This is a genomic window from Paludibacter propionicigenes WB4 (genome assembly GCF_000183135.1).
Classification (GTDB): domain Bacteria; phylum Bacteroidota; class Bacteroidia; order Bacteroidales; family Paludibacteraceae; genus Paludibacter; species Paludibacter propionicigenes.
On the sequence record NC_014734.1, the window covers coordinates 1,230,724 to 1,250,467 of the forward strand.

Consider the following 19,744-nt stretch of genomic DNA (forward strand, 5'->3'; position numbering starts at 1 on the left):
TTCAACGGTATTACTCCAACTGACTAAAGTAATGCTATTAAAGTTTTATTTTCTCAATTGACCAGCTGGTCTTTTTATACTCCGGACTAATATTTTTGATGAGGAATAATGCTGTTCCATTTATGTCGCTAAATATATAACTAGCGGCTGTTGGATAAAAGTTGTATAATCCATTTTCTAGAAATAACACCGGAGCAGCTTCAAAATCCTTTATTTTATTTAGACTGGTAACATCGAATTGTTCAATTTTTGATGACTTAATCCCAGAATAAATATTATCGTTCGATACGGTAAAAATACTATTGCTTTTCGCACAATGATCAACAGAAGTTATTGTACTCAGGTTTGTCTGAATAATTCCGTATGTTCCCGGAGCGTCGGTATGATATAGCCCGTCATACGCAGGTAATTGGTACACTTTTCTATACCCGGTAAATAGTTTTTTCCCATCCTCCGAAATCCAGAAACTGGATAAACTTTCGTGCCAGTAGGAAACAGAATCGCTGACAATCCCTTTGGAAATATTGAATATATGAAGTCCTGATGGACTGAGAGTTGTTCTTGTTCCTACCAAATTAGGTTTTCCTGGTATCTTTTTTATCATTGTTTTTTCATATATGCCTGAAGCTTTTCCTTTTGTTAAAGCACCGGTATTTAAGTTTAGAGACCTGATTGCTTCCCATTGGTCTACCGTTGGAGTTATGTAGCACCATGCATTATCACCTAAAACGATGTCGTAGGGTAAGCAATCTATATCATAATTTTTTATAATGGATGCCGCGTTGATGTCGATATAGCTTACCGAAGCCACAGTATAACCTATTACCGCATTCAGCCCATTTTCAGAGATGCTGACGCAAGCCGGAGTTTTTGTCAGAGCTATTGTAGAAGATTGATTGGTAGTTGTATTAAATAAAATCAGCGAGTTAGGCGATTGAGTACAGATAGTCATGATACCGGATGCTTTGTAGTATTCTACATCGGTAACTGTTCCCGGAATACTCAATAGTTTGGACAGGAGTAGACTGCCTCCTTTAAATGTTACTACTATGGTTTGATCGTTGTTGGCAGAACTGTTCAGAATATGCAGCGTAGCTATTTTATCTTCTGTTGGTGCGGGAAGAGTCGGATTCCAGCTTACAGTTACAGTTGTTATCTGCCAGTTTGAAAGCGACCCACTCGTTGCCGATAGTTTCAGCCATTCAGGAATATTTGTTATTCTCCAATCAAGATAGCCAGCAGAAGTATTTGCTATTGTAAATGTCTTGGGCGATAAAGATTCAAAACTCAGTGAAGTGGTTGAGCATACCATTGTGGGATTGCCTACATTGGAATAAACAACAGGTATCGACATAATGCCTAAGTTTTCAATATTTAAAACTATTTGTGCGGGATGTTTTCCAATACTGAGCATGCTATTTTCTCTGTCTATAGTAAAAGATAGTTTAATAACTCCATTTGTTATTCTGCCTTCCATAGAGTTGAAGGTCAACCATTTTGGCTGACCCATAATAGTGAAAGACCGATCGGATAATGAGGTAACTTTATACTCTATATTGACATCTTGTTGATGATTATTCAAATAAACGGTATCGTTGGCAGAGTAGTAGCTTGTTTTGTTCTTATCCAGAAAATCAGTGTTACACGAAAAGAAAAGAATAAGAATAACCGCGAGAAAAGAAAGCCTATAAATAGATTTCATACGTTTTGATGTATTAGCTTTTTACGATGGAATATGTTTTTTTGATCTTTAAAAGTATATTTTAGCCCCAATTGATAAATCAAGTCGGCTTATATTATCGTACTGATCAGCATCTAAATTTGTGGTACTTGTATTCATTCCATCCGTTATATTATATTTTTTCATGGTCGAAAAGAATCCGGATAGATCAAGGCCAAATGAAATATTTTTACGTACAAAATACTCAATACCAATGCTTGTGTCAACAGCCAAATTATTTCCGGTTATCAGAAGATTGTTGCTAAGTAAAGAGAACTCGTTCCGGTACCATGCCATTCCTAAACTCGCCGAAGAGTTCAATTTGAATTTCTTTTGAGTCCCCATCCATGTTTGAGAGTAGTAGGAAATTCCTGCAAAGTTTACGTATATGTTTTCGCTCAGTTTACCGTAATATATGTTATAGGTATCGTGGACGTCGATAAACCCTTTTTGGGAGGATGAGTTATTGAAGAATTTGTATTTCAAACCTAAACCCCAGTAAGGTGAGAATAAATAAGTCAAGTCGGCCGAGCCCAGACGTCCTAGTCTCAGTCCATTGTAGTAGGAACGAGCTCCATCTATAGTGAACCCATTGCTTAGTAATTGTTCTTCGGCTTGTTTCGAACTAACATACAAATAACCAAGTCCTCCACCAAATCCAAAGCGAAAATGGGAATATTCATCTAAATGCGTTTTTTTTGTTGGCGGACTTGTTGTAACTCTGTGTTCAATGGCATAACTCGAAACCTTTGAAAGCGGAAGCTCCCCCGACATTTTCACATTTTGGGTAAATCGGTCGAAATAAATAGTTGTCTTAGTTGTCTTTTTAATTTTGCAATCGATAGTATCTCCCTGTATAGTTATGATTTTGTCTTGTGCTTTACCGGCAAAACCTAAACATAAAAACATGAAAATAAAGAGTAAATTTTTTTTCATATAAAATGAATATTAGTGTGATAGATTATTTTGATGAGAGTTAAGTCAGTTGAAGCATTTATGACACAATAGATCATATAAAAATTGTTGTTGAATAAAGAGAAAACTTTAAGTTTCCGTTATGCAGTTGGCAAGTCTATAGCTTTATTTTTCAGAATTAGCGCATGGTGTTTTTTCGCGAAGATCGTTCATGCCAGTCTATCATCTATCGAAAACGAGGGTTGTGCAGTTAACGCGGTTAGCGAAACGTCAAAAAACAGCTTCCGAGGAGGTTTCGTCGTTGGCGGCAGGTTTCCGATGGATGAAATGAATAAAACTAACATGTAAAAGAGCGTAATAAACAGAAACACAGACAAAAGCATTGTCTGTGTGAAACGTGCATTTGTTTTGCCGTGCGATTGCAAAGATAAATAACGAAATTTATATAATAAAGAATTTTCTAAATTATTTTACATATATAAAGTACTTTTTTTAAGGGTGAATAAATCGTTAGTCTATGGTTGTCTGCCGGTAAAATAAAAACCGCGCAAACTCAGAAAAACCCAGAGTTTGCGCGGCCATATTATTTTTGTTATTCTATTCTTCCTGTTCAAACTTGTTCAATTCGTCAAGGAACTTAGTTGTATTACTTAATTTTTTTTCGTACAAATTCTTGTATAACCAAATTTGCCCCGGATAACCTAATAATAACGCTAAACTGATTACTATTATAAATCGGATCGGATATTCGTATATATCAAAGTTACGCAAACCTATTCCTAAGACAGGTGCCGCTGCGATGGCAAAAGCAGGAATTGAATACAACTCAAACTTCTTAGATTTCTGATACTTCTGTTTAAATGTATGGATAGATTTTTGAAGTTCAACGATTGGAGAATCGTAATAGTCGATAGTGGACAAAAGTTTTATTTTTGAGACTGAATTATAAACCCAAATTGTAACTATAATACTCGTTATTATTCCGGGTAATAAAAACTTAAGCTCGTAGGAATATCTGATTGTAGCAGATACTATAAATAAGAGAAAAATAATACCTGCAGTTATGGAAATGATTTCGTTGATGAGTGGGGTGCTCATCTCTTTTTTAGATCTTTCCAAATTCATTTTTCGTAAAATCTCTTCGTTGAGCTTTAAGTTCAGAGTGAGCTTTTTGTCGTATTGCGCCCAGGCATTTTTTAGTTCTTCTAGTTCCATGATTCTGAGTTTTTAATTGTTGCTAAATTGTTCTTTTAGGAATTTCTTAATTCTGCTAATCTTTGTAGCTACATTAGTTTCTGAAATTCCGAGAATCTCTGCCATATCTTTTTGCTTATTGTCGTCGAGATAAAGCAGTATAAGCGCTTTGTCCATTTCGTTTAATTTTTCAATAAACTGATAAAGCATGGCAATGTTCTCATCCTGTTCAGGAACATACTCAAAATCGGATAGGGATATTATGGCGGCGTCAATGCTTACTTTCTTGTTGCTGTGTTTGCTATCATTCCGATAAAATGTTATCGCCGTATTCAATGCAATTCGGTAAATCCATGTTGATAATTGGGCGCGTCCGTCAAATTTCGAAAATGAATTCCACAATTGTATTAGAATTTCTTGCTGCAAATCCTTTCTGTTTTCGGCATCTGAGCAGTAGGAACAGCAAATCTTGTAAATCAGATTTTGATAGTCCTTAACGACTGAAATAAACTTATCCTTTTCCACTTTGAGTATTTAATGTTTTCTATATTATTCGCAAAAAAGGATAAAAAATCACAGAATGAGTAACATATTTTTTATAGGAAGGCATTTTTTTCTTGTTTGCATCTGATGGCGTCAGAAAAGAATGTTTTAGTTGCGGTCTATTATTTCAAATAGTCTTTGTCATCAGATTTTCGTCATCACTTATTTTCTTCATTTCCTTTCTGTCCAATTTGTCTTTTCGCAGAAAGCCGGAAAATGTAATCGCAATGATTAAGGCTATCCCACCCTGACAGAGCAAGGTGTTGGGAGCTCCGATCCATTGGGATATGGCACCCACAATCAGACTACCCAGCGGCAACATGCCGAAGAATGCCAGTGCAAAAAAGCTCATCACCCGCCCCCGCATGTGTGGTGCGGCATGAATTTGTACAATGGTGTTGCCAATGGTGGTTTGCGACATCATGCCAAAACCGCATGTAGCGGCAAACAGCATAGCCAGCGGAAAATAACTGATGTGCGAAAATAACATCAGACCGAAGCCCAGAATAACGGTATTGATCAGCAATACAATTTTAAGGTCGGTTCCGGGTTTTAATGATGCCAGAAAAAATGCGCCTCCCAATGCACCTATTCCTATGAAACTGTTGATGTACCCAAACGTGGTGGCGTCGCCTTTAAAAATAACCTTGGCAAATACGGGTAAAAGCGTATTGTAAGGCAATACCAACAGGCTCATACAGCTAAGCATCAGTAATGTCATGCCAATGATAGGCGTGTTCTTGATATACACAAAACCATCTTTCAGCTCGGTGGCAATTTTCTTTTGTGCCGGGTGCTGAGCAGCGGGTGGTAGTTTCATAAGCAGCAACGACGCTATTACTGCCACAAAACTCAGCGCATTCAGCGAAAAACAAATACCCGCACCCAATTTTTCCAGAATAATACCCGACATGGCCGGACCCACTACCCGTGCCAGATTGACCATCGAAGAGTTGAGAGCAAGTGCGTTCGGCAGGTCGTCTTTATCGCGTATAATTTCGTGAACAAGTGGTTGCCGCGCCGGCATATCAAAGGCATTGATAACACCCAGGATTACGCTCAGCGTGAGTATGCTCCATACTTCATAATGATTCGTAATCATCAATACAGCCAGCAATATAGCCTGAATCATGGCGGCTATCTGGGTTATGAGCATAATTTTGTAGCGGTCGTACCTATCCGAAATAATTCCTCCGTACAACGAGAGCAGAAATGAAGGAAACTGAGTGGCAAACATGGTAATACCAAGCATGAAAGCCGAATGCGTCATGGTGTAAATGACCCAACTTACCCCGGTGCGCTGCATCCAGGTGCCAATGAGTGAAACAGACTGTCCTCCAAAATACAAACGATAGTTGCGGCTACGGAAGGCTCTGAATGTGCTTATTTTTGTTGTCATGAAAACTAAACTAACTTTTTATTCTTTGTGTTTGCTTGCAAATCCTTTGCTTGAAATTAAGCTTACAATGGCAAATCCGGCAAAAAATGTAATTACCGAAAGATTATCCTGAAAGGATAATTTTGAAAATCTGAAAAATAAATAAGCTATTACCATGTTGAGTAATGCCCACACTACATTTAGTGCAGGTGATGAAAGTCCCCTGCCGCTTGGTTTAGCAAACGGTGTAGGAAATTTATCACCGCAAACACCTTTCACCAAATGAGGTAACGAGTTTGATAAAAAAGCTCCGACAAAAAATCCATTTAAATAATGATACCATTCCATACAATCTTTTTTTTATTTGTTTTCAATTAGTTTGTGGAGTACGGGCAACGCCTTTTCCAGCAATTCTTTTTCTTCTGCGGTAAGTGTTTTTTCTATAGCAGTCTGTAACCATTCGTCTTTGTCGTATTTGATTTTCTTTACCATTTCCTGTCCGAAAGGGCTTAACGAGATGTATACTTTGCGTTTGTCAGTTTCTGAAGGTGTCCGCAGAATGACACCTTGCTTCTCTATTTTATTTAATATCTGCGACATGGATTGAGTCTTAATCCTTGTCAAAGCAGCCAGTTCAGATGGTAACAGAGAAGTGGAGTGATATAAATGCCTGATTGTGTCAATTTCGGTCATGGAGTAAGCATTTGCCGAGTATAGCTGCTTGCGCAATCCTTTGTGAAGGCTCGAAATCACCGTCCGAAGCGAAGTTGATAATTCTTTTGTGTTCATATAGGTTTTCTAACTTGTAAGTTTACCTTACAAAAATACTATATAAAAAGAGAAAATCCATTTTTCAACTCGAAAAATTAGGATTACTTAACTCATGAAGTTGCAATGTTTTATAATTAGTTGAAAAAGCGCGCAAACTCTGGAATTCCAGAGTTTGCGCGCTTATAATATGCGATATGAAATTTATTGCTTCTTATTCAGAATCAGATACTGGAATGTCTGAAGATTGGAAGCCGCGTATTTATTCATTTCTTCCAGTCGGTTTTTCTCTTCAGGAGCATAGTTGCGGGTGTCATTATTGCGGTATTTATAGAGTTTCTTCGATCCATCATTTTTGGCAATCAGTAACCAATCCCGATCTATCACACCGTATTTATCATCTGCATTAAAGAAAATGTACGGACGACTTTCGCTAAATAAGTCTATACCGAGGGTGTTGTTGGCATAGGGTTGTTTAAGCAATCCCATGATAGTAGGGAAAATATCTATTTGTCCCGCCATGCAATCCAGAGTTTTAGGTTCCTTGATAATGTATGGAGCATAAAACAACAATGGAGCATGGTTATAGTCCAATGCAATATCATAGGTATTATCCATGGGCGCACCATGGTCGGCCACGAAGACGAACACAGTATTTTTGAACCATTTCTGTTTGGACGCCATCTTTATCATTTGTTGCAACGAATAATCGGCATATTCCGTAACCTGCATTTTTAGTTCGGAACTTCGGGGTTTAAAATAATCCGGCACATAATACGGCCCATGGTCGCTGGCTGTCATAAACGCAGCAACAAAGGGTTTGTTCTTCTCGCTCAGTTTGTTTAAAACAGGTATAGAGTATTCAAACATGTACTTGTCCGGCACACCCAGTGTGGTTTTTACTTCCGAAGCCGGATAGTTGATTTGAGAAATGACTGTCTCGCAGTCATTAGCTTTCAAAAAGCCCTCCACATTGTCAAATTGCCCGTCGTGTGTAGTAAAATAGGCGGTAGAATAGCCTTTTTCTTTAAGCGTACTGAATAGCCCGTGATATTTTAATATTCCACTTTCTTTCATCGGATGCTGACGAAACAGGGCGGGCATGGCAAATAGCGAACTGAAAATACCGTTGAATGTATGAATGCCGGCCGTGTAAGTATTGCTAAAGTAGTACCCCTTATGCGAAATACTATCCAGAAACGGCGTAAGATGATTGGTATTTCCTCCACGCTCCATTTTGGCAGCACTCATGCTTTCCATAATAATCAGCACCACATTGTAATTGTTAGGCTTAATGTATTTATTTCGTTGCCTAAGCAAAGGAAAATTCTTATCGGGCTTCCCAATGTTCAGATACTTTTGTACATTGACAAGGGCTTCCGCGTCGTTCATTAATTGCACTGTTTTGTTGCGCTCTTCCTTACTGTCAAGATAACTTCTGATAAGTGTAAAATTTGGATTCAGCCCCAGTTGGTTCAGAAACGGATTATTGCAGAAATAAGCCGTGCCAATGCGTATCGGCGATTTCTTTTCCACTCGTCCGCGTATTCCCACAAATATAAGACCCAAGCAAAGTAAATATAGTGCTGTTTTAGGAATCAGAGGGAGTGGTGATGTCTCACGCGAATTGGAAATAATTCTCTTGAAAGCTCTGTAAAAAATAAAAATAAAACAGAGAAAAGGAATCATGATAAGCCAGTACCGGGGTTCCTCTATCACCATTTTAAATACAAACTTCGGGCTTCCCAACCATTCGAAACCGGTAATGGTGAAGCGTGAGAAAAATTGTTTGAAATAAGGAATATCAATAGCACAAACCAAAAATGCAATGGAAAACAGTACATATACATAATAGAATAAAATTTTATATACTACCGGAAATGTTCTGTTGAAAAATGAAAGAACAGTGAGAATAAAAAATGGGAGAATAAGAATATAGCCCGAGATAACAAGATCAAAACGTATTCCCATTAAGAATGCCATCAAAATATCTGCTTTATCCACCGAAGTGTCTATTCTTTCTGTCTGAGTCAGAAACAAAATAATACGGAACAAGCTAAAGATGAGTAATACAATTAAATATAGCTGAAATAATTGACGGATTGCTCTGGGTATGCGTTGTTTGAATTTCATTTTTAAAAGCTTAGTAAAAGCGATGACTGTAGTGTTACACTTGAATTTTTATACACTGCAAAGGTAAGATTTCCATATTTTTTCAAATGATTTTTTGTAATAAAAATGTAATATATAACAATTAATAATAAGACGAATTTTTACGATCAATTAAATAATATTTAAAAGAAAATGTGCTATTCCGGCAAGAACCGAAACAGCACGTTTATCATTATCATAACCCACTTCATAACAAGTAAGTAGTTTTACAGAATAAAGCTTTTTATTTCCCAATACTCCTATTTTTAAACGACGAAATATCAATTACTTCCTGATTATCGTTATCAAAGCTTACATATACACTATCGCCGGGGTTACTCACCGGAAAATCATTTGAAATCTGTGTAGAACCAATAAAGATTTTAGGAAAGTTTTTCAATGTAAAATAATAATACGTGTTTCCATTTTTCACATCGCCGTTAATACGCGTAATTATAGATTTTATAATGTTCTTCTCAGTTTTACTTTTTGCACTTATTTTATTACCGCTCTGATTAAAGGCATTTTTATAAGCCATCAACGCTTCACGAAGGCTATTGCCAACACCGACTATCGTATAATCTTCAATGGCCACCATAGCATACATTTTCACTAAGCCGCCGTTGTCTTTTAGAGTCATTACGTAGGTAGGTATATTATTGATGTTGTACGGAATTGGCGCAGATGCAGAGAATCCTTTTTCCTGTACCTTTCCCTTAGCCGAATTTTGGGCGGCATATTCCGTAGCACCGCTTTGTTTATACCAAACTGCTTTCTTGGTACGGGTATTCACCAGTACAAAACCCACTGTCGATTCGTCGGAACCTACCGATGTTAGTCCGGTATACCAGTATGCGTTGTTGTCATCGCCGTAAACCAGCGAAACAGGTTCGGTGATCTTCAGTTTGTTTTCGTTGGAAAAATTCCAGTATCCTTTTACATACTCTCCCCAGTTGTTTAGCTGTGTTTCGATAAACTCTCCCGGCTGAATTCTATCGACCCATTTAGGCGTGTTGGCAATTGAATAATCATTAATTTCGCCGGTCTGAGCATTTACAATTACTACGCCTTGCGCTTCTTCTCCTGCGAAACCAATGGTCTTTTTGTATTTTGTTACGACCCAGTATGGAATTCCGGCATCATCAATTTCGAACGAATAGTCAGTCAACCCCACATTCCAATAACCGTGAAAATAAAGATAGCGTTCCAGATTATCGAAAAAGTACGCTTCGGACTGATATTTTATGAACACTTTCTTACCGTCGATTTCCTGCACCAGTTTTACATCGCGTTCGTTGCAAGCATTCACCATCACATAACCATTGGTTCCTTCCATATTCTTTTGCCATTTGAAAAAACCCGAGTGCAACAGTGGAGCCACCCAGTACAAATCGTTTTTTACTTTTTGGATATTAAACGTTCCAAGCGTCACCTGGCTACCCAGTGCAGGTTGCGATCCCAGCACCTTATCGCCCAGCAATTGCGCCAGCGACTGATCTACGACCCTTATTTTCTCAATAGAAATGGGTAACATATGGTTTGACAGATTAGATTCTGTTTCTACTTTGCCTATTAAATTACGGTAATCGTCGGTACGCAGTAATGCCCAACTGGTAATAAATGGGACAATGGTGATATAAACAGCCACAATCACCAAAATGATTAGAGGTATTTTACCCGGTTTATCTATTTTCAGCGTAGGAGCATTGTTTTTTCCGGCAATAATTTTGAAAGGACTGTTCAAAAGCGTCCAAATTCCGGTTAAAATCAGGACTACAATCGGAAAGCCTGTAAATCCGAAATTTATAGTCGGCATTACTGTGTAGAGCAAAATGCTTGCAACAATCAATACTAAAATGGCATCCCTTAGTTTTTTCATTTGGAGTTATTTTTTATTTATATTCGAGTTATAAAGATACAATATATATTACTGGTCATTGTTTGGCAGATAATCTTTTTTTGTTTCGACTAATATCTGAATTATTTTATCCAGTTTTTCCACTTCAATATTCTTCAACAAGACTGCCAATGCTTCAATTTCCTTTTTTGCATCTACATTTGTCTTGTAATCCTCTTCTGCATGTAATCGATCACGTTCATTTTGTCTGTTTTGAGACATCATGATAATAGGTGCCGCATAAGCTGCCTGCGTTGAAAATAAAAGATTGAGCAGTATAAACGGATAAACATCCCAATGATACACAAAACCAATCATGTTCAGTATCATCCAAGCCACAACTAGTACAGTTTGGATAATTATGAAATTCCATGATCCCATACCTTTTGCTACAGTATCGGCTATCCTATTACCAAAACTCAATGACTCTATATGCTTCGTATGCCAGTTTCTTTGGTTTTCCATTTTGTTGGATTTTAAATGATTATAAAAAAACAAAGATAGTAAAGATTATTGCAATAAGAATAATACATATTATTGCTGTCCATTATTTTTTTGTTTCTGTTTCAAGTATTTTGTTTCGATATTTGAAAAATACCCAATACCCTTTATCTACAAATAATTTAGTTAGAATTGTTCTTTGTTGAGTAGCTTAGTTCTATATTTTAAGGAGCATTTATTAAATGGCAACAATAATATATATTGGAAGTTTCTTGATTCTCAATCTAAAACTGTTTTTAGATTGAGAATATTTCAAAAAAATAGAGTTATTCTCCATTGCTGAAATTTTTCTCTAATTACTTGCAAAAAAATTCTTCTAACTCAACAGAAAGTAGTAATTTTGCACCCGCTTAGAATTTACGAAAATCAATATATATTATGGCAGAAAAAAAATTGAATTTATTGGCTGATTTCCCATCGGTTAGCGCACAGCAATGGATGGACAAAATCACAGCCGACCTCAAAGGAGCTGATTTCAACAAGAAGCTTGTTTGGAAAACAAACGAAGGTTTTAATGTATTGCCTTTTTATCGTGCAGAAGACATTGAAGGATTGCAAACTAAGGATGCAGCTCCGGGTGTTTTCCCATTTGTACGCGGAACAAAGGCCAACAACGAATGGTTTGTTCGTCAAGACATTGTTGTAGAATCGGCTAAGGAAGCAAATGCAAAAGCTCTTGAGGTACTTTGTAAAGGTGCAACATCACTTTGCTTTATTCTGAAAAAAGAAGATTTAAGTCCAGCCTACATTGCTACTTTGTTGGAAAACATTCAGGCAGAATGCGTGGAACTAAACTTCCGTATTTGTGTAAATGCTGCTGCTCAATTAGCAACTATTCTTACCGATAACTTCAAAGCTAAAGGCTACGATGTAAAAAAATTGCAAGGTTCAATCGGATTTGATCCAATTAACCGCATGTTGCAAGCCGGTAAAGAACTTACCAAAGAAGAAATTGTGGCCAAAGCAAAAGGACTTATCGAGGCTGCTGCAGGATTACCATTCTACCGTGTAATTGCCGTTAATGCTACTACCCTGAACAATGCCGGTGCTTTTGTGGCTCAGGAATTGGGTTATGCCTTGGCTTGGGGTAACGAATACCTTTCGTCACTTGTCGAAGCGGGAGTAGATACTTCATTGGCTGCAAAAAAAATTAAATTCAATTTCGGTGTTGGTGGAAACTATTTCATGGAAATTGCAAAATTCCGTGCTGCCCGTTTACTTTGGGCTAAAATAGTAGATGCTTATCAACCTGAATGTCGCGTTGCAGATTGCAAAAGCACCGTTAACGGTATTTGCAAATGTGCTGCTAAAATGCGCATTCATGCCGAAACATCTATTTTCAATAAAACTATCTTTGATGCTAATGTAAACATGCTTCGTACTCAAACTGAAGCTATGAGTGCTACGCTGGGTGGCGTTAATTCGCTTACAGTGTTGCCTTATGATGTTACTTTCAAAGCATCTGACGAATTCTCTGAACGTATTGCCCGCAACCAACAATTACTATTGAAAGAAGAATCTCACTTCGACAAAGTAGTTGACCCTGCTGCCGGTTCATATTATATAGAAACATTGACTAACGAAATTGCGGCTCAGGCATGGAAACTTTTCCTTGAAGTAGAAGACAACGGAGGCTTTTATGCTGCTGTTACTTCTGGTTCTATTCAGCAAGCTGTTAAAGCAACTGCTGCAGGTCGTTTAAAATCTGTGTCAAGCCGTCGCGAAGTATTGTTAGGAACCAACCAGTTCCCTAACTTTAGCGAAGTAGCTGCAGCCAAGGTTCAGATTGAAACTGTAGAAGATTGCGGTTGCACAAAAGGAACTGAAAAACTATTACCTGTACGTGGAGCTTCTGAATTTGAAGCCTTGCGTTTTGCAACTGAAAAAGCGGCTAAACGTCCAAAAGCATTTATGTTGACTATTGGTAGTTTGGCTATGCGTTTGGCACGTGCTCAGTTCTCTTGTAACTTCTTTGCATGTGCTGGTTACGAGGTGGTTGACAATCTTGGTTTTGCCACTGTTGAAGAAGGTGTTGCTGCTGCTCAGGCGGCTGGTGCCGATATTATTGTTCTTTGCTCAAGCGACGACGAATATGCAGAATTAGCTCCTGCAGCATTCAAAGTTATCAACGGAAAACAACTTTTCGTAGTAGCTGGTGCTCCTGCTTGTACCGAAGATTTGAAAGCTATTGGAATTGAGTATTTTGTAAATGTAAAAACCAATGTGCTTGAGACTTTGAAAACGTTCAATAGCAAATTAGGAATCAACTAATTCCATTCTTCAATTAATTGTAAAATAACTGTGTACTCGTTTACTCGTCGACTTGTTTAATTTTTTGTAACTTGTAACCTGTAACTTGTAACTCGTAACTAAAACAATATGAAACCAAATTTCAAAAATATAGATATTAAAAATGTAGCTGCTTCATCTACTCCTGAAGTAGATAGCAGCTGGCTTACTGCCGAGTTGATTCCGGTGAAGCCTGTTTATACAAAAGAAGATATAGCCGGTATGGAGCACTTGAACTATGCTGCAGGTCTTCCTCCTTACTTGCGCGGACCTTACTCAGTAATGTACGCTATGCAGCCATGGACTATCCGTCAGTATGCCGGGTTCTCTACAGCTGAAGAATCAAATGCATTCTATCGTCGTAACCTGGCTGCAGGTCAAAAAGGTCTTTCGGTAGCATTCGACTTAGCTACACACCGTGGCTACGATGCCGATCACGAACGTGTGGTAGGTGACGTTGGTAAAGCGGGTGTTTCTATCTGTTCTATCGAGGATATGAAAGTATTGTTCGATGGAATTCCTTTGAATAAAATGTCTGTTTCTATGACCATGAATGGTGCTGTACTTCCTATTCTTGCATTTTATATCAATGCTGGTTTGGAGCAAGGTGCTAAACTGGAAGAAATGGCCGGAACTATCCAAAATGATATTTTGAAAGAATTCATGGTGCGTAACACTTATATTTATCCACCTAAATTCTCGATGAAGATAATCGCTGATATTTTCGAATATACTTCGAAAAACATGCCTAAGTTCAACTCTATCTCTATCTCGGGTTACCACATGCAAGAAGCAGGTGCAACTGCCGATATTGAATTGGCTTACACTTTAGCTGACGGTCTTGAATATCTTCGTGCCGGCGTTAATGCAGGTATGGATATCGACTCGTTCGCTCCACGTTTGTCATTCTTCTGGGCAATCGGTATGAATCACTTTATGGAAATTGCCAAAATGCGTGCTGCACGTATGTTGTGGGCAAAAATCGTAAAACAATTCAATCCTAAAAACCCAAAATCACTGGCATTGCGTACACACTCGCAAACTTCAGGTTGGTCGTTGACCGAGCAAGATCCGTTCAACAATGTTGGTCGTACTTGTATCGAAGCAATGGGTGCTGCCTTGGGTCATACTCAATCACTTCACACCAATGCGTTAGATGAAGCGATTGCATTACCAACCGATTTCTCTGCTCGTATTGCCCGTAATACTCAGATCTATATCCAACAGGAAACTGACATCTGCCGTGAGGTTGACCCATGGGCAGGTTCTTACTATGTTGAGTCTTTGACTAACGAATTGGCCGAAAAAGCCTGGGCGTTGATAGAAGAAGTAGAAAAACTGGGTGGTATGGCTGCTGCTATCGAAACCGGTATTCCAAAAATGCGTATCGAAGAAGCTTCGGCTCGCACACAGGCTCGTATCGACTCAGGTAGTCAGGTTATTGTAGGTGTTAACCAATACCGCTTGGAAAAAGAAGATCCAATCGATATTTTGGAAGTAGACAATACAGCCGTTCGTATTCAACAAATCGAACGTTTGAAACAATTGCGTGCTAATCGTGACGAGGCTGCCGTACAAGCTGCCTTGGCTGCTATTACCGAATGTGCTAAAACCGGAAACGGTAACCTATTAGAATTGGCTGTAGAAGCAGCAAGAGTTCGTGCTTCGTTGGGCGAAATCTCTGACGCTTGTGAAGCCATTGCAGGTCGTTATAAAGCAACAATCAGAACTATTTCAGGCGTGTATTCATCAGAAACTAAAAACGATGCAAATTTCATCAAAGCTTGTGAGCTGACTGAGAAATTTGCCAAGAAAGAAGGTCGTCGTCCACGTATCATGATCGCAAAAATGGGTCAGGATGGTCACGACCGCGGTGCGAAAGTAGTAGCTACCGGTTATGCCGACTGTGGTTTCGACGTAGATATGGGACCATTGTTCCAAACTCCTGCCGAAGCTGCAAAACAGGCTGTAGAAAACGATGTGCACGTTATGGGTGTTTCTTCGTTGGCTGCAGGTCACAAAACATTGGTACCACAGGTTATTGCTGAACTTAAAGCATTAGGCCGTGAAGATATTATCGTTATTGCAGGTGGAGTTATTCCAGCGCAAGACTACGATTATCTTTACAAAGCCGGTGTAGCAGCAATCTTCGGCCCTGGTAGCCCGGTTGCGAAAGCAGCTTGCACTATCATGGATATTTTGTTAGAAGACTAAACCCCTAAATCCCCTAAAGGGGACTTAAAGAAAAACGGACTTACCATTGAGGTAAGTCCGTTTTCTATTTTTGGAGAATTATTATAGATGCGTAATACAAAAATTATTGAAATCTACTTTTCAAATTTCATTTACGCTGATTATTTGATTTCAAATTAAGAAAAAACCATTTTTCATGTTGTGAAACATAATTAACGACACACTATTTATAAAATTTACACTTAATTTTGCAGTGGATTTAAATTGTCAATATGTATAAATTTGCAATTGACATATAGATTACCTTTAAACTCCATCCAACTACAAATCTCGTGAAAAAATTCTTCGACAACCTTCCAACAATGCTATTGTTGATGTTTTGTTGTTTTTCAGCTTTAACCAAGGCTCAGCAAAACATGACCTTAAAAAGAGATACTACACAATTAGTATCCTTCGATATTTTAGCTCCTAAAATTGAAACAGCTAATCATATCAAATTATTCTACAAATCCGAGTGGTTTGCGAATAAACGATTTAGAGAATCTCTCTCTCAATTACCGTTAGATGAATGCTTGACAGTAGTTAAACGTGTTTCTGAATTGTCCTATATAAAAATAAATCCTGCTTTGTATGTTTTTGTTCCAATAGAGATACGTAACTTCTCGGGCAAAAAGAACAGTAAAGGTGTACTTTTAATTGGAGATGAGGAGGATTTTGGAAAATATACAAAAGCAACTATTTCAGGTAAAATTATTGATGCCAGAACGGGCAAACCTTTACATAATGCACGGATAAGTATTGACAAAATCAATCTAAACTCAACAACTGATACTGATGGAAACTACAAATTTACAGTACCAGTAGGAGAGTATGATCTGAGACTAAATTATACTGGTTTTGAAGAAGATAATAGAACGGTGAAAATTGGAGGAAATGGGATAGTCGATTTTGAGTTATCAGAGAAAACGATTAGATTGAAAGAAGTTGTAGTCACAGATAAAGCTGTTGATCTTAATGTAATTCGGACACAGATGAGTCTGATTAAGTTTAATGCAAAGACTGTCAAAGAGCTACCCATGTTCTTGGGAGAAAAAGATATTATGAAGAGTATTACATTGCTCCCCGGAGTACAATCAACCGGTGAATTTGGAACAGGTTTTTACGTACGTGGAGGTGGCTCTGATGAAAATCTTATTTTGATAGAAGATGTTCCGATGTTTAATTCATCGCACATGTTTGGATTGAGCTCTGCCATAAACTCTGATGGAGTTAATAATGTGACGCTATTAAAAGCAGGAATCCCTGCAAAATATGGAGAAAGAGCATCATCGGTTATGGATATTCGTTTAGGAAATAATGTAGATCATGTATCTGTTAAAGGTGGTATTGGTCTCTTGAATTCACGATTGAATCTGGAATTACCCCTTTTTGATGGAAAAGCCAGCTTATTGGTTGGAGGAAGAAGCACTTATTCTAACTGGTTATTACATGCTATGCCTGATGCAGATTTAAAGAAAAGTTCTGCTAGTTTTTATGACTTCAATGCTTTGTTTACCATGAGAATTGACCCCAAAAACAGCTTATCGATTTTTGGATATTTCAGCAATGATATGTTTAGCTTTAGCAAAAATTCGCCATATCAATACAATAATGTACTTGCTTCTATAAAATATTCACACACATTTAATGATAAATTATCTTCGTTGCTAATATTAGGTCTAAGTCAATATCGAAATAATGTAAGCCAATCGGATACTTTGAAACCTACTGAAGCATATAAAATAAGTTCGTCAATAAATTATAATACTTTAAAGCTTAATTTTGCCTGGTTACCAAATGATAAGCATTCAGTTGATTTTGGTATAAACTCCATTCTATACAAACTTCAACCCGGTATCATGTCACCTCTTGGTTCATTGTCGGATGTGATAACTCAGACAACCAATAAAGAAAAAGCGCTGGAAACAGCAGCTTACATTAGTGACAATATTAATTTTTCACCCAAAATAAGTGCTGAGGTAGGTTTACGATTGACTCAATATGCAGATTTAGGACCAAGCAACGTATTTATTTTCAAAAATAATGCTCCCAGAATTTCAGAAAACATTACAGATACCATTAACTATGGCGCCAATAAAATTGTAAAGTGGTACACAAGTCTTGAACCAAGGCTTTCTTTTCGTTACTCTTTTGACAAAGTCAGATCAGTCAAATTCAGTTACAATAGAGCCAGTCAGTTTATTAACCTGATATCAAATACGGCTGTAATGTCTCCGACCGATGTATATAAATTGAGTAGCCCGAATGTACCACCGCTTATTTGCAATCAGTTTGCTCTTGGATATTTTAGAAATTTCAAGAATAACGCTTTTGAAACTTCAATAGAGATATATTACAAAAAACTCAACAATATCGTTGAATATAGAGATGGGGCAAAAATACTATTAAATAACTCGTTGGAGTCTGACTTGCTGAAAGCTTCAGGCTATAACTATGGTGCAGAGTTTTATGTCAAGAAAAATACCGGCAAATTAACCGGTTGGGCTAGTTATACCTATTCCCGGTCTAAGCGTCATACAACAAGTCCATTTGTGGAAGATCAAATTTATGGGAATAAGTATTATCCTTCTAATTTTGATAAGCCTCACAATATCGTAATTAACGCCAACGTACATTTAACCAGAAGATGGAGATTTGCCGCTACGTTTAATTATAACACAGGAAAGCCGATTACTTTACCTGAACTAAAGTACAATTATAATGGTCGACAGTATGTGTATTATTCAGATCGTAATAAATATCGTCTATCCGATTACCATCGACTGGACATTGCTATTACATTTGATGAAACTTTAAAATTAAGACAGAAATGGAAAGGAAGCTGGACGCTATCGATAATAAACCTTTATGGGCAAAAAAACCCCTATTCGATTTTTTATAAATCGGCTTCGTCCTTGGAGTCACAATTTCGTCAAAGTGTCAACTTATACAAAATGTTCATAATTGAAAGACCAATACCTACTTTTACTTACAATTTCACATTTTAAAAACATATGGTAATGAGTTATTTAAAAAACACATGCTTAGTTCTGTTGCTTATAGCAACCTTCAATAATTGTACAGAAATTTATAATCCGAACATTATTTCTGATACTAAAGCTTTGATTGTAGAAGGTCTAATTACAAATGAAGCGGGGCCGTATACTATTAGGCTCACCGAGGCCGTGACTTTTTCTTCTGATTCAATAATTGATTCAAAAAACGTTACGGGAGCTAAACTTACTATTACTGATAGTGAAGATCAAACTTACATGCTCACAGAACCAAAAGCAGGAAATTATGTCACTCCGGTAAATTTTACGCCAAAAGTTGGAAATTCATATAAGCTACATATCACAACAAAGGATGGTAACAAATACGAATCTAATGAAGAAACTCTTTTGCCTCCTCAGACTTACGATAGTATTCACGTTATTCATGCAACAGAGAGCTATATGGACAATAATAACTTAAAAAATGCTGAAGGAGCAAATGTGCTCGTTGATCTTTTTAAATCAATATCAAAATCGGATATAGTTCCGGCATGCAGATTTTCTAATAAAATCACTGTTCAGTATCGTTATACTATGCCTGTTTATGATGATGCAGGAAATATAACGCCTTATTTTCACTGGAACTATTTCGGCTGGAGAACCTTTAATTTGAACGATATTGAGAATATTACTCCCGAAAAATCAACTTCAGCAAGCCCCTTAATTAAAAATCATTCTATTGGTTTTACTCCGTTTTCTCCGTTAAATTACGGTTTTATTATGCCTATTCAAGCTCCACTTGTTCTCTATCTGAGAGTAAACCAATATACTGTAAACAATGACTCTTATCGTTATTTCAAAACGGCAAATTCCCAGTTATCAGCGAGTGGTAAATTATTTGATCCTATTACTACCCAGCTTCAGGGAAATTTAAGATGTGTGAGTAATTCGTCAAAAATTATACTTGGTCTGTTTGAAGTATCATCAGTTATGCATCACGCTTTTGTGGTGAATGGATCACAATTAAGCGAAAATGTATCTATAAGAAAAGCTCCGGTTATAGATATACCTGCAGATAAGGCTTTTTCAGAAAAAGTTGATGAAATAAATGGGACTGCAACACCGCTTCCAAATTGGTGGGAGCATTAATAAAAGTAATTTAC

14 protein-coding genes are annotated in these 19,744 nt (G+C 37.4%); 4 read left to right on the forward strand and 10 right to left on the reverse strand.

Annotated elements, in window-relative coordinates; translation table 11 throughout:
* Nucleotides 1–37 precede the first annotated feature (37 nt).
* The 10 genes from PALPR_RS05055 to PALPR_RS05105 form a co-directional block, all read right to left on the reverse strand.
* Nucleotides 38–1,702 (reverse strand): BACON domain-containing protein, encoded by a 1,665-nt coding sequence (locus tag PALPR_RS05055; protein ID WP_013444538.1) that lies wholly within the window; start codon nt 1,700–1,702, stop codon nt 38–40.
* A 48-nt stretch (nt 1,703–1,750) separates the two neighbouring features.
* Nucleotides 1,751–2,656, reverse strand: coding sequence for a hypothetical protein (locus PALPR_RS05060; RefSeq protein WP_013444539.1), 906 nt, complete (start codon nt 2,654–2,656; stop codon nt 1,751–1,753).
* 576 nt (nt 2,657–3,232) lie between these two features.
* Nucleotides 3,233–3,850 carry a hypothetical protein gene (locus tag PALPR_RS05070; RefSeq protein ID WP_013444540.1) on the reverse strand — a complete coding sequence of 206 codons (618 nt, stop codon included), beginning with the start codon at nt 3,848–3,850 and terminating at the stop codon, nt 3,233–3,235.
* Nucleotides 3,851–3,862: 12 nt separating this feature from the next.
* Nucleotides 3,863–4,354, reverse strand: coding sequence for an RNA polymerase sigma factor (locus PALPR_RS05075; protein ID WP_013444541.1), 492 nt, complete (start codon nt 4,352–4,354; stop codon nt 3,863–3,865).
* 145 nt (nt 4,355–4,499) lie between these two features.
* On the reverse strand, nt 4,500–5,771 hold the full coding sequence (locus PALPR_RS05080) for an MFS transporter (RefSeq protein WP_013444542.1): 1,272 nt from the start codon (nt 5,769–5,771) through the stop codon (nt 4,500–4,502).
* A gap of 18 nt (nt 5,772–5,789) precedes the next feature.
* Entirely contained in the window at nt 5,790–6,098 is a 309-nt protein-coding gene (locus tag PALPR_RS05085) for a hypothetical protein (protein WP_013444543.1), read from the reverse strand.
* A 12-nt stretch (nt 6,099–6,110) separates the two neighbouring features.
* Entirely contained in the window at nt 6,111–6,539 is a 429-nt protein-coding gene (locus PALPR_RS05090) for a MarR family winged helix-turn-helix transcriptional regulator (protein WP_013444544.1), read from the reverse strand.
* Nucleotides 6,540–6,722: 183 nt separating this feature from the next.
* Nucleotides 6,723–8,651 (reverse strand): LTA synthase family protein, encoded by a 1,929-nt coding sequence (locus PALPR_RS05095; protein WP_013444545.1) that lies wholly within the window; start codon nt 8,649–8,651, stop codon nt 6,723–6,725.
* A gap of 262 nt (nt 8,652–8,913) precedes the next feature.
* On the reverse strand, nt 8,914–10,548 hold the full coding sequence (locus PALPR_RS05100) for a hypothetical protein (protein ID WP_013444546.1): 1,635 nt from the start codon (nt 10,546–10,548) through the stop codon (nt 8,914–8,916).
* Between the two features lie 48 nt (nt 10,549–10,596).
* Nucleotides 10,597–11,031, reverse strand: a complete 435-nt coding sequence (locus tag PALPR_RS05105; protein ID WP_013444547.1) for a DUF1003 domain-containing protein — start codon at nt 11,029–11,031, stop codon at nt 10,597–10,599.
* Nucleotides 11,032–11,445: 414 nt separating this feature from the next.
* Between PALPR_RS05105 and mutA the strand changes: the two genes are divergently transcribed.
* From mutA to PALPR_RS05125, 4 genes are all read left to right on the forward strand, one after another.
* On the forward strand, nt 11,446–13,338 hold the full coding sequence (gene mutA, locus PALPR_RS05110; protein ID WP_013444548.1) for a methylmalonyl-CoA mutase small subunit: 1,893 nt from the start codon (nt 11,446–11,448) through the stop codon (nt 13,336–13,338).
* 108 nt (nt 13,339–13,446) lie between these two features.
* Nucleotides 13,447–15,570: a methylmalonyl-CoA mutase gene (gene scpA / locus PALPR_RS05115; protein WP_013444549.1), complete on the forward strand. Its 2,124-nt coding sequence runs from the start codon at nt 13,447–13,449 to the stop codon at nt 15,568–15,570.
* A 395-nt stretch (nt 15,571–15,965) separates the two neighbouring features.
* Nucleotides 15,966–18,596 (forward strand): TonB-dependent receptor, encoded by a 2,631-nt coding sequence (locus PALPR_RS05120; protein ID WP_171805022.1) that lies wholly within the window; start codon nt 15,966–15,968, stop codon nt 18,594–18,596.
* Between the two features lie 12 nt (nt 18,597–18,608).
* Entirely contained in the window at nt 18,609–19,730 is a 1,122-nt protein-coding gene (locus PALPR_RS05125; protein ID WP_013444551.1) for a DUF4249 domain-containing protein, read from the forward strand.
* The last annotated feature ends 14 nt before the right edge of the window (nt 19,731–19,744 follow it).

Bases quoted from the DNA above. Each gene is read 5' to 3' on its own strand.
- PALPR_RS05125 (WP_013444551.1), top strand. From the start codon at position 18,609: ATGAGTTATTTAAAAAACACATGCTTAGTTCTGTTGCTTATAGCAACC.
- PALPR_RS05085 (WP_013444543.1), bottom strand. From the start codon at position 6,098: ATGGAATGGTATCATTATTTAAATGGATTTTTTGTCGGAGCTTTTTTA.
- PALPR_RS05070 (WP_013444540.1), bottom strand. From the start codon at position 3,850: ATGGAACTAGAAGAACTAAAAAATGCCTGGGCGCAATACGACAAAAAG.
- PALPR_RS05095 (WP_013444545.1), bottom strand. From the start codon at position 8,651: ATGAAATTCAAACAACGCATACCCAGAGCAATCCGTCAATTATTTCAG.
- PALPR_RS05060 (WP_013444539.1), bottom strand. From the start codon at position 2,656: ATGAAAAAAAATTTACTCTTTATTTTCATGTTTTTATGTTTAGGTTTT.
- PALPR_RS05080 (WP_013444542.1), bottom strand. From the start codon at position 5,771: ATGACAACAAAAATAAGCACATTCAGAGCCTTCCGTAGCCGCAACTAT.
- PALPR_RS05090 (WP_013444544.1), bottom strand. From the start codon at position 6,539: ATGAACACAAAAGAATTATCAACTTCGCTTCGGACGGTGATTTCGAGC.
- PALPR_RS05120 (WP_171805022.1), top strand. From the start codon at position 15,966: ATGACCTTAAAAAGAGATACTACACAATTAGTATCCTTCGATATTTTA.
- mutA (WP_013444548.1), top strand. From the start codon at position 11,446: ATGGCAGAAAAAAAATTGAATTTATTGGCTGATTTCCCATCGGTTAGC.
- PALPR_RS05100 (WP_013444546.1), bottom strand. From the start codon at position 10,548: ATGAAAAAACTAAGGGATGCCATTTTAGTATTGATTGTTGCAAGCATT.
- scpA (WP_013444549.1), top strand. From the start codon at position 13,447: ATGAAACCAAATTTCAAAAATATAGATATTAAAAATGTAGCTGCTTCA.
- PALPR_RS05055 (WP_013444538.1), bottom strand. From the start codon at position 1,702: ATGAAATCTATTTATAGGCTTTCTTTTCTCGCGGTTATTCTTATTCTT.
- PALPR_RS05105 (WP_013444547.1), bottom strand. From the start codon at position 11,031: ATGGAAAACCAAAGAAACTGGCATACGAAGCATATAGAGTCATTGAGT.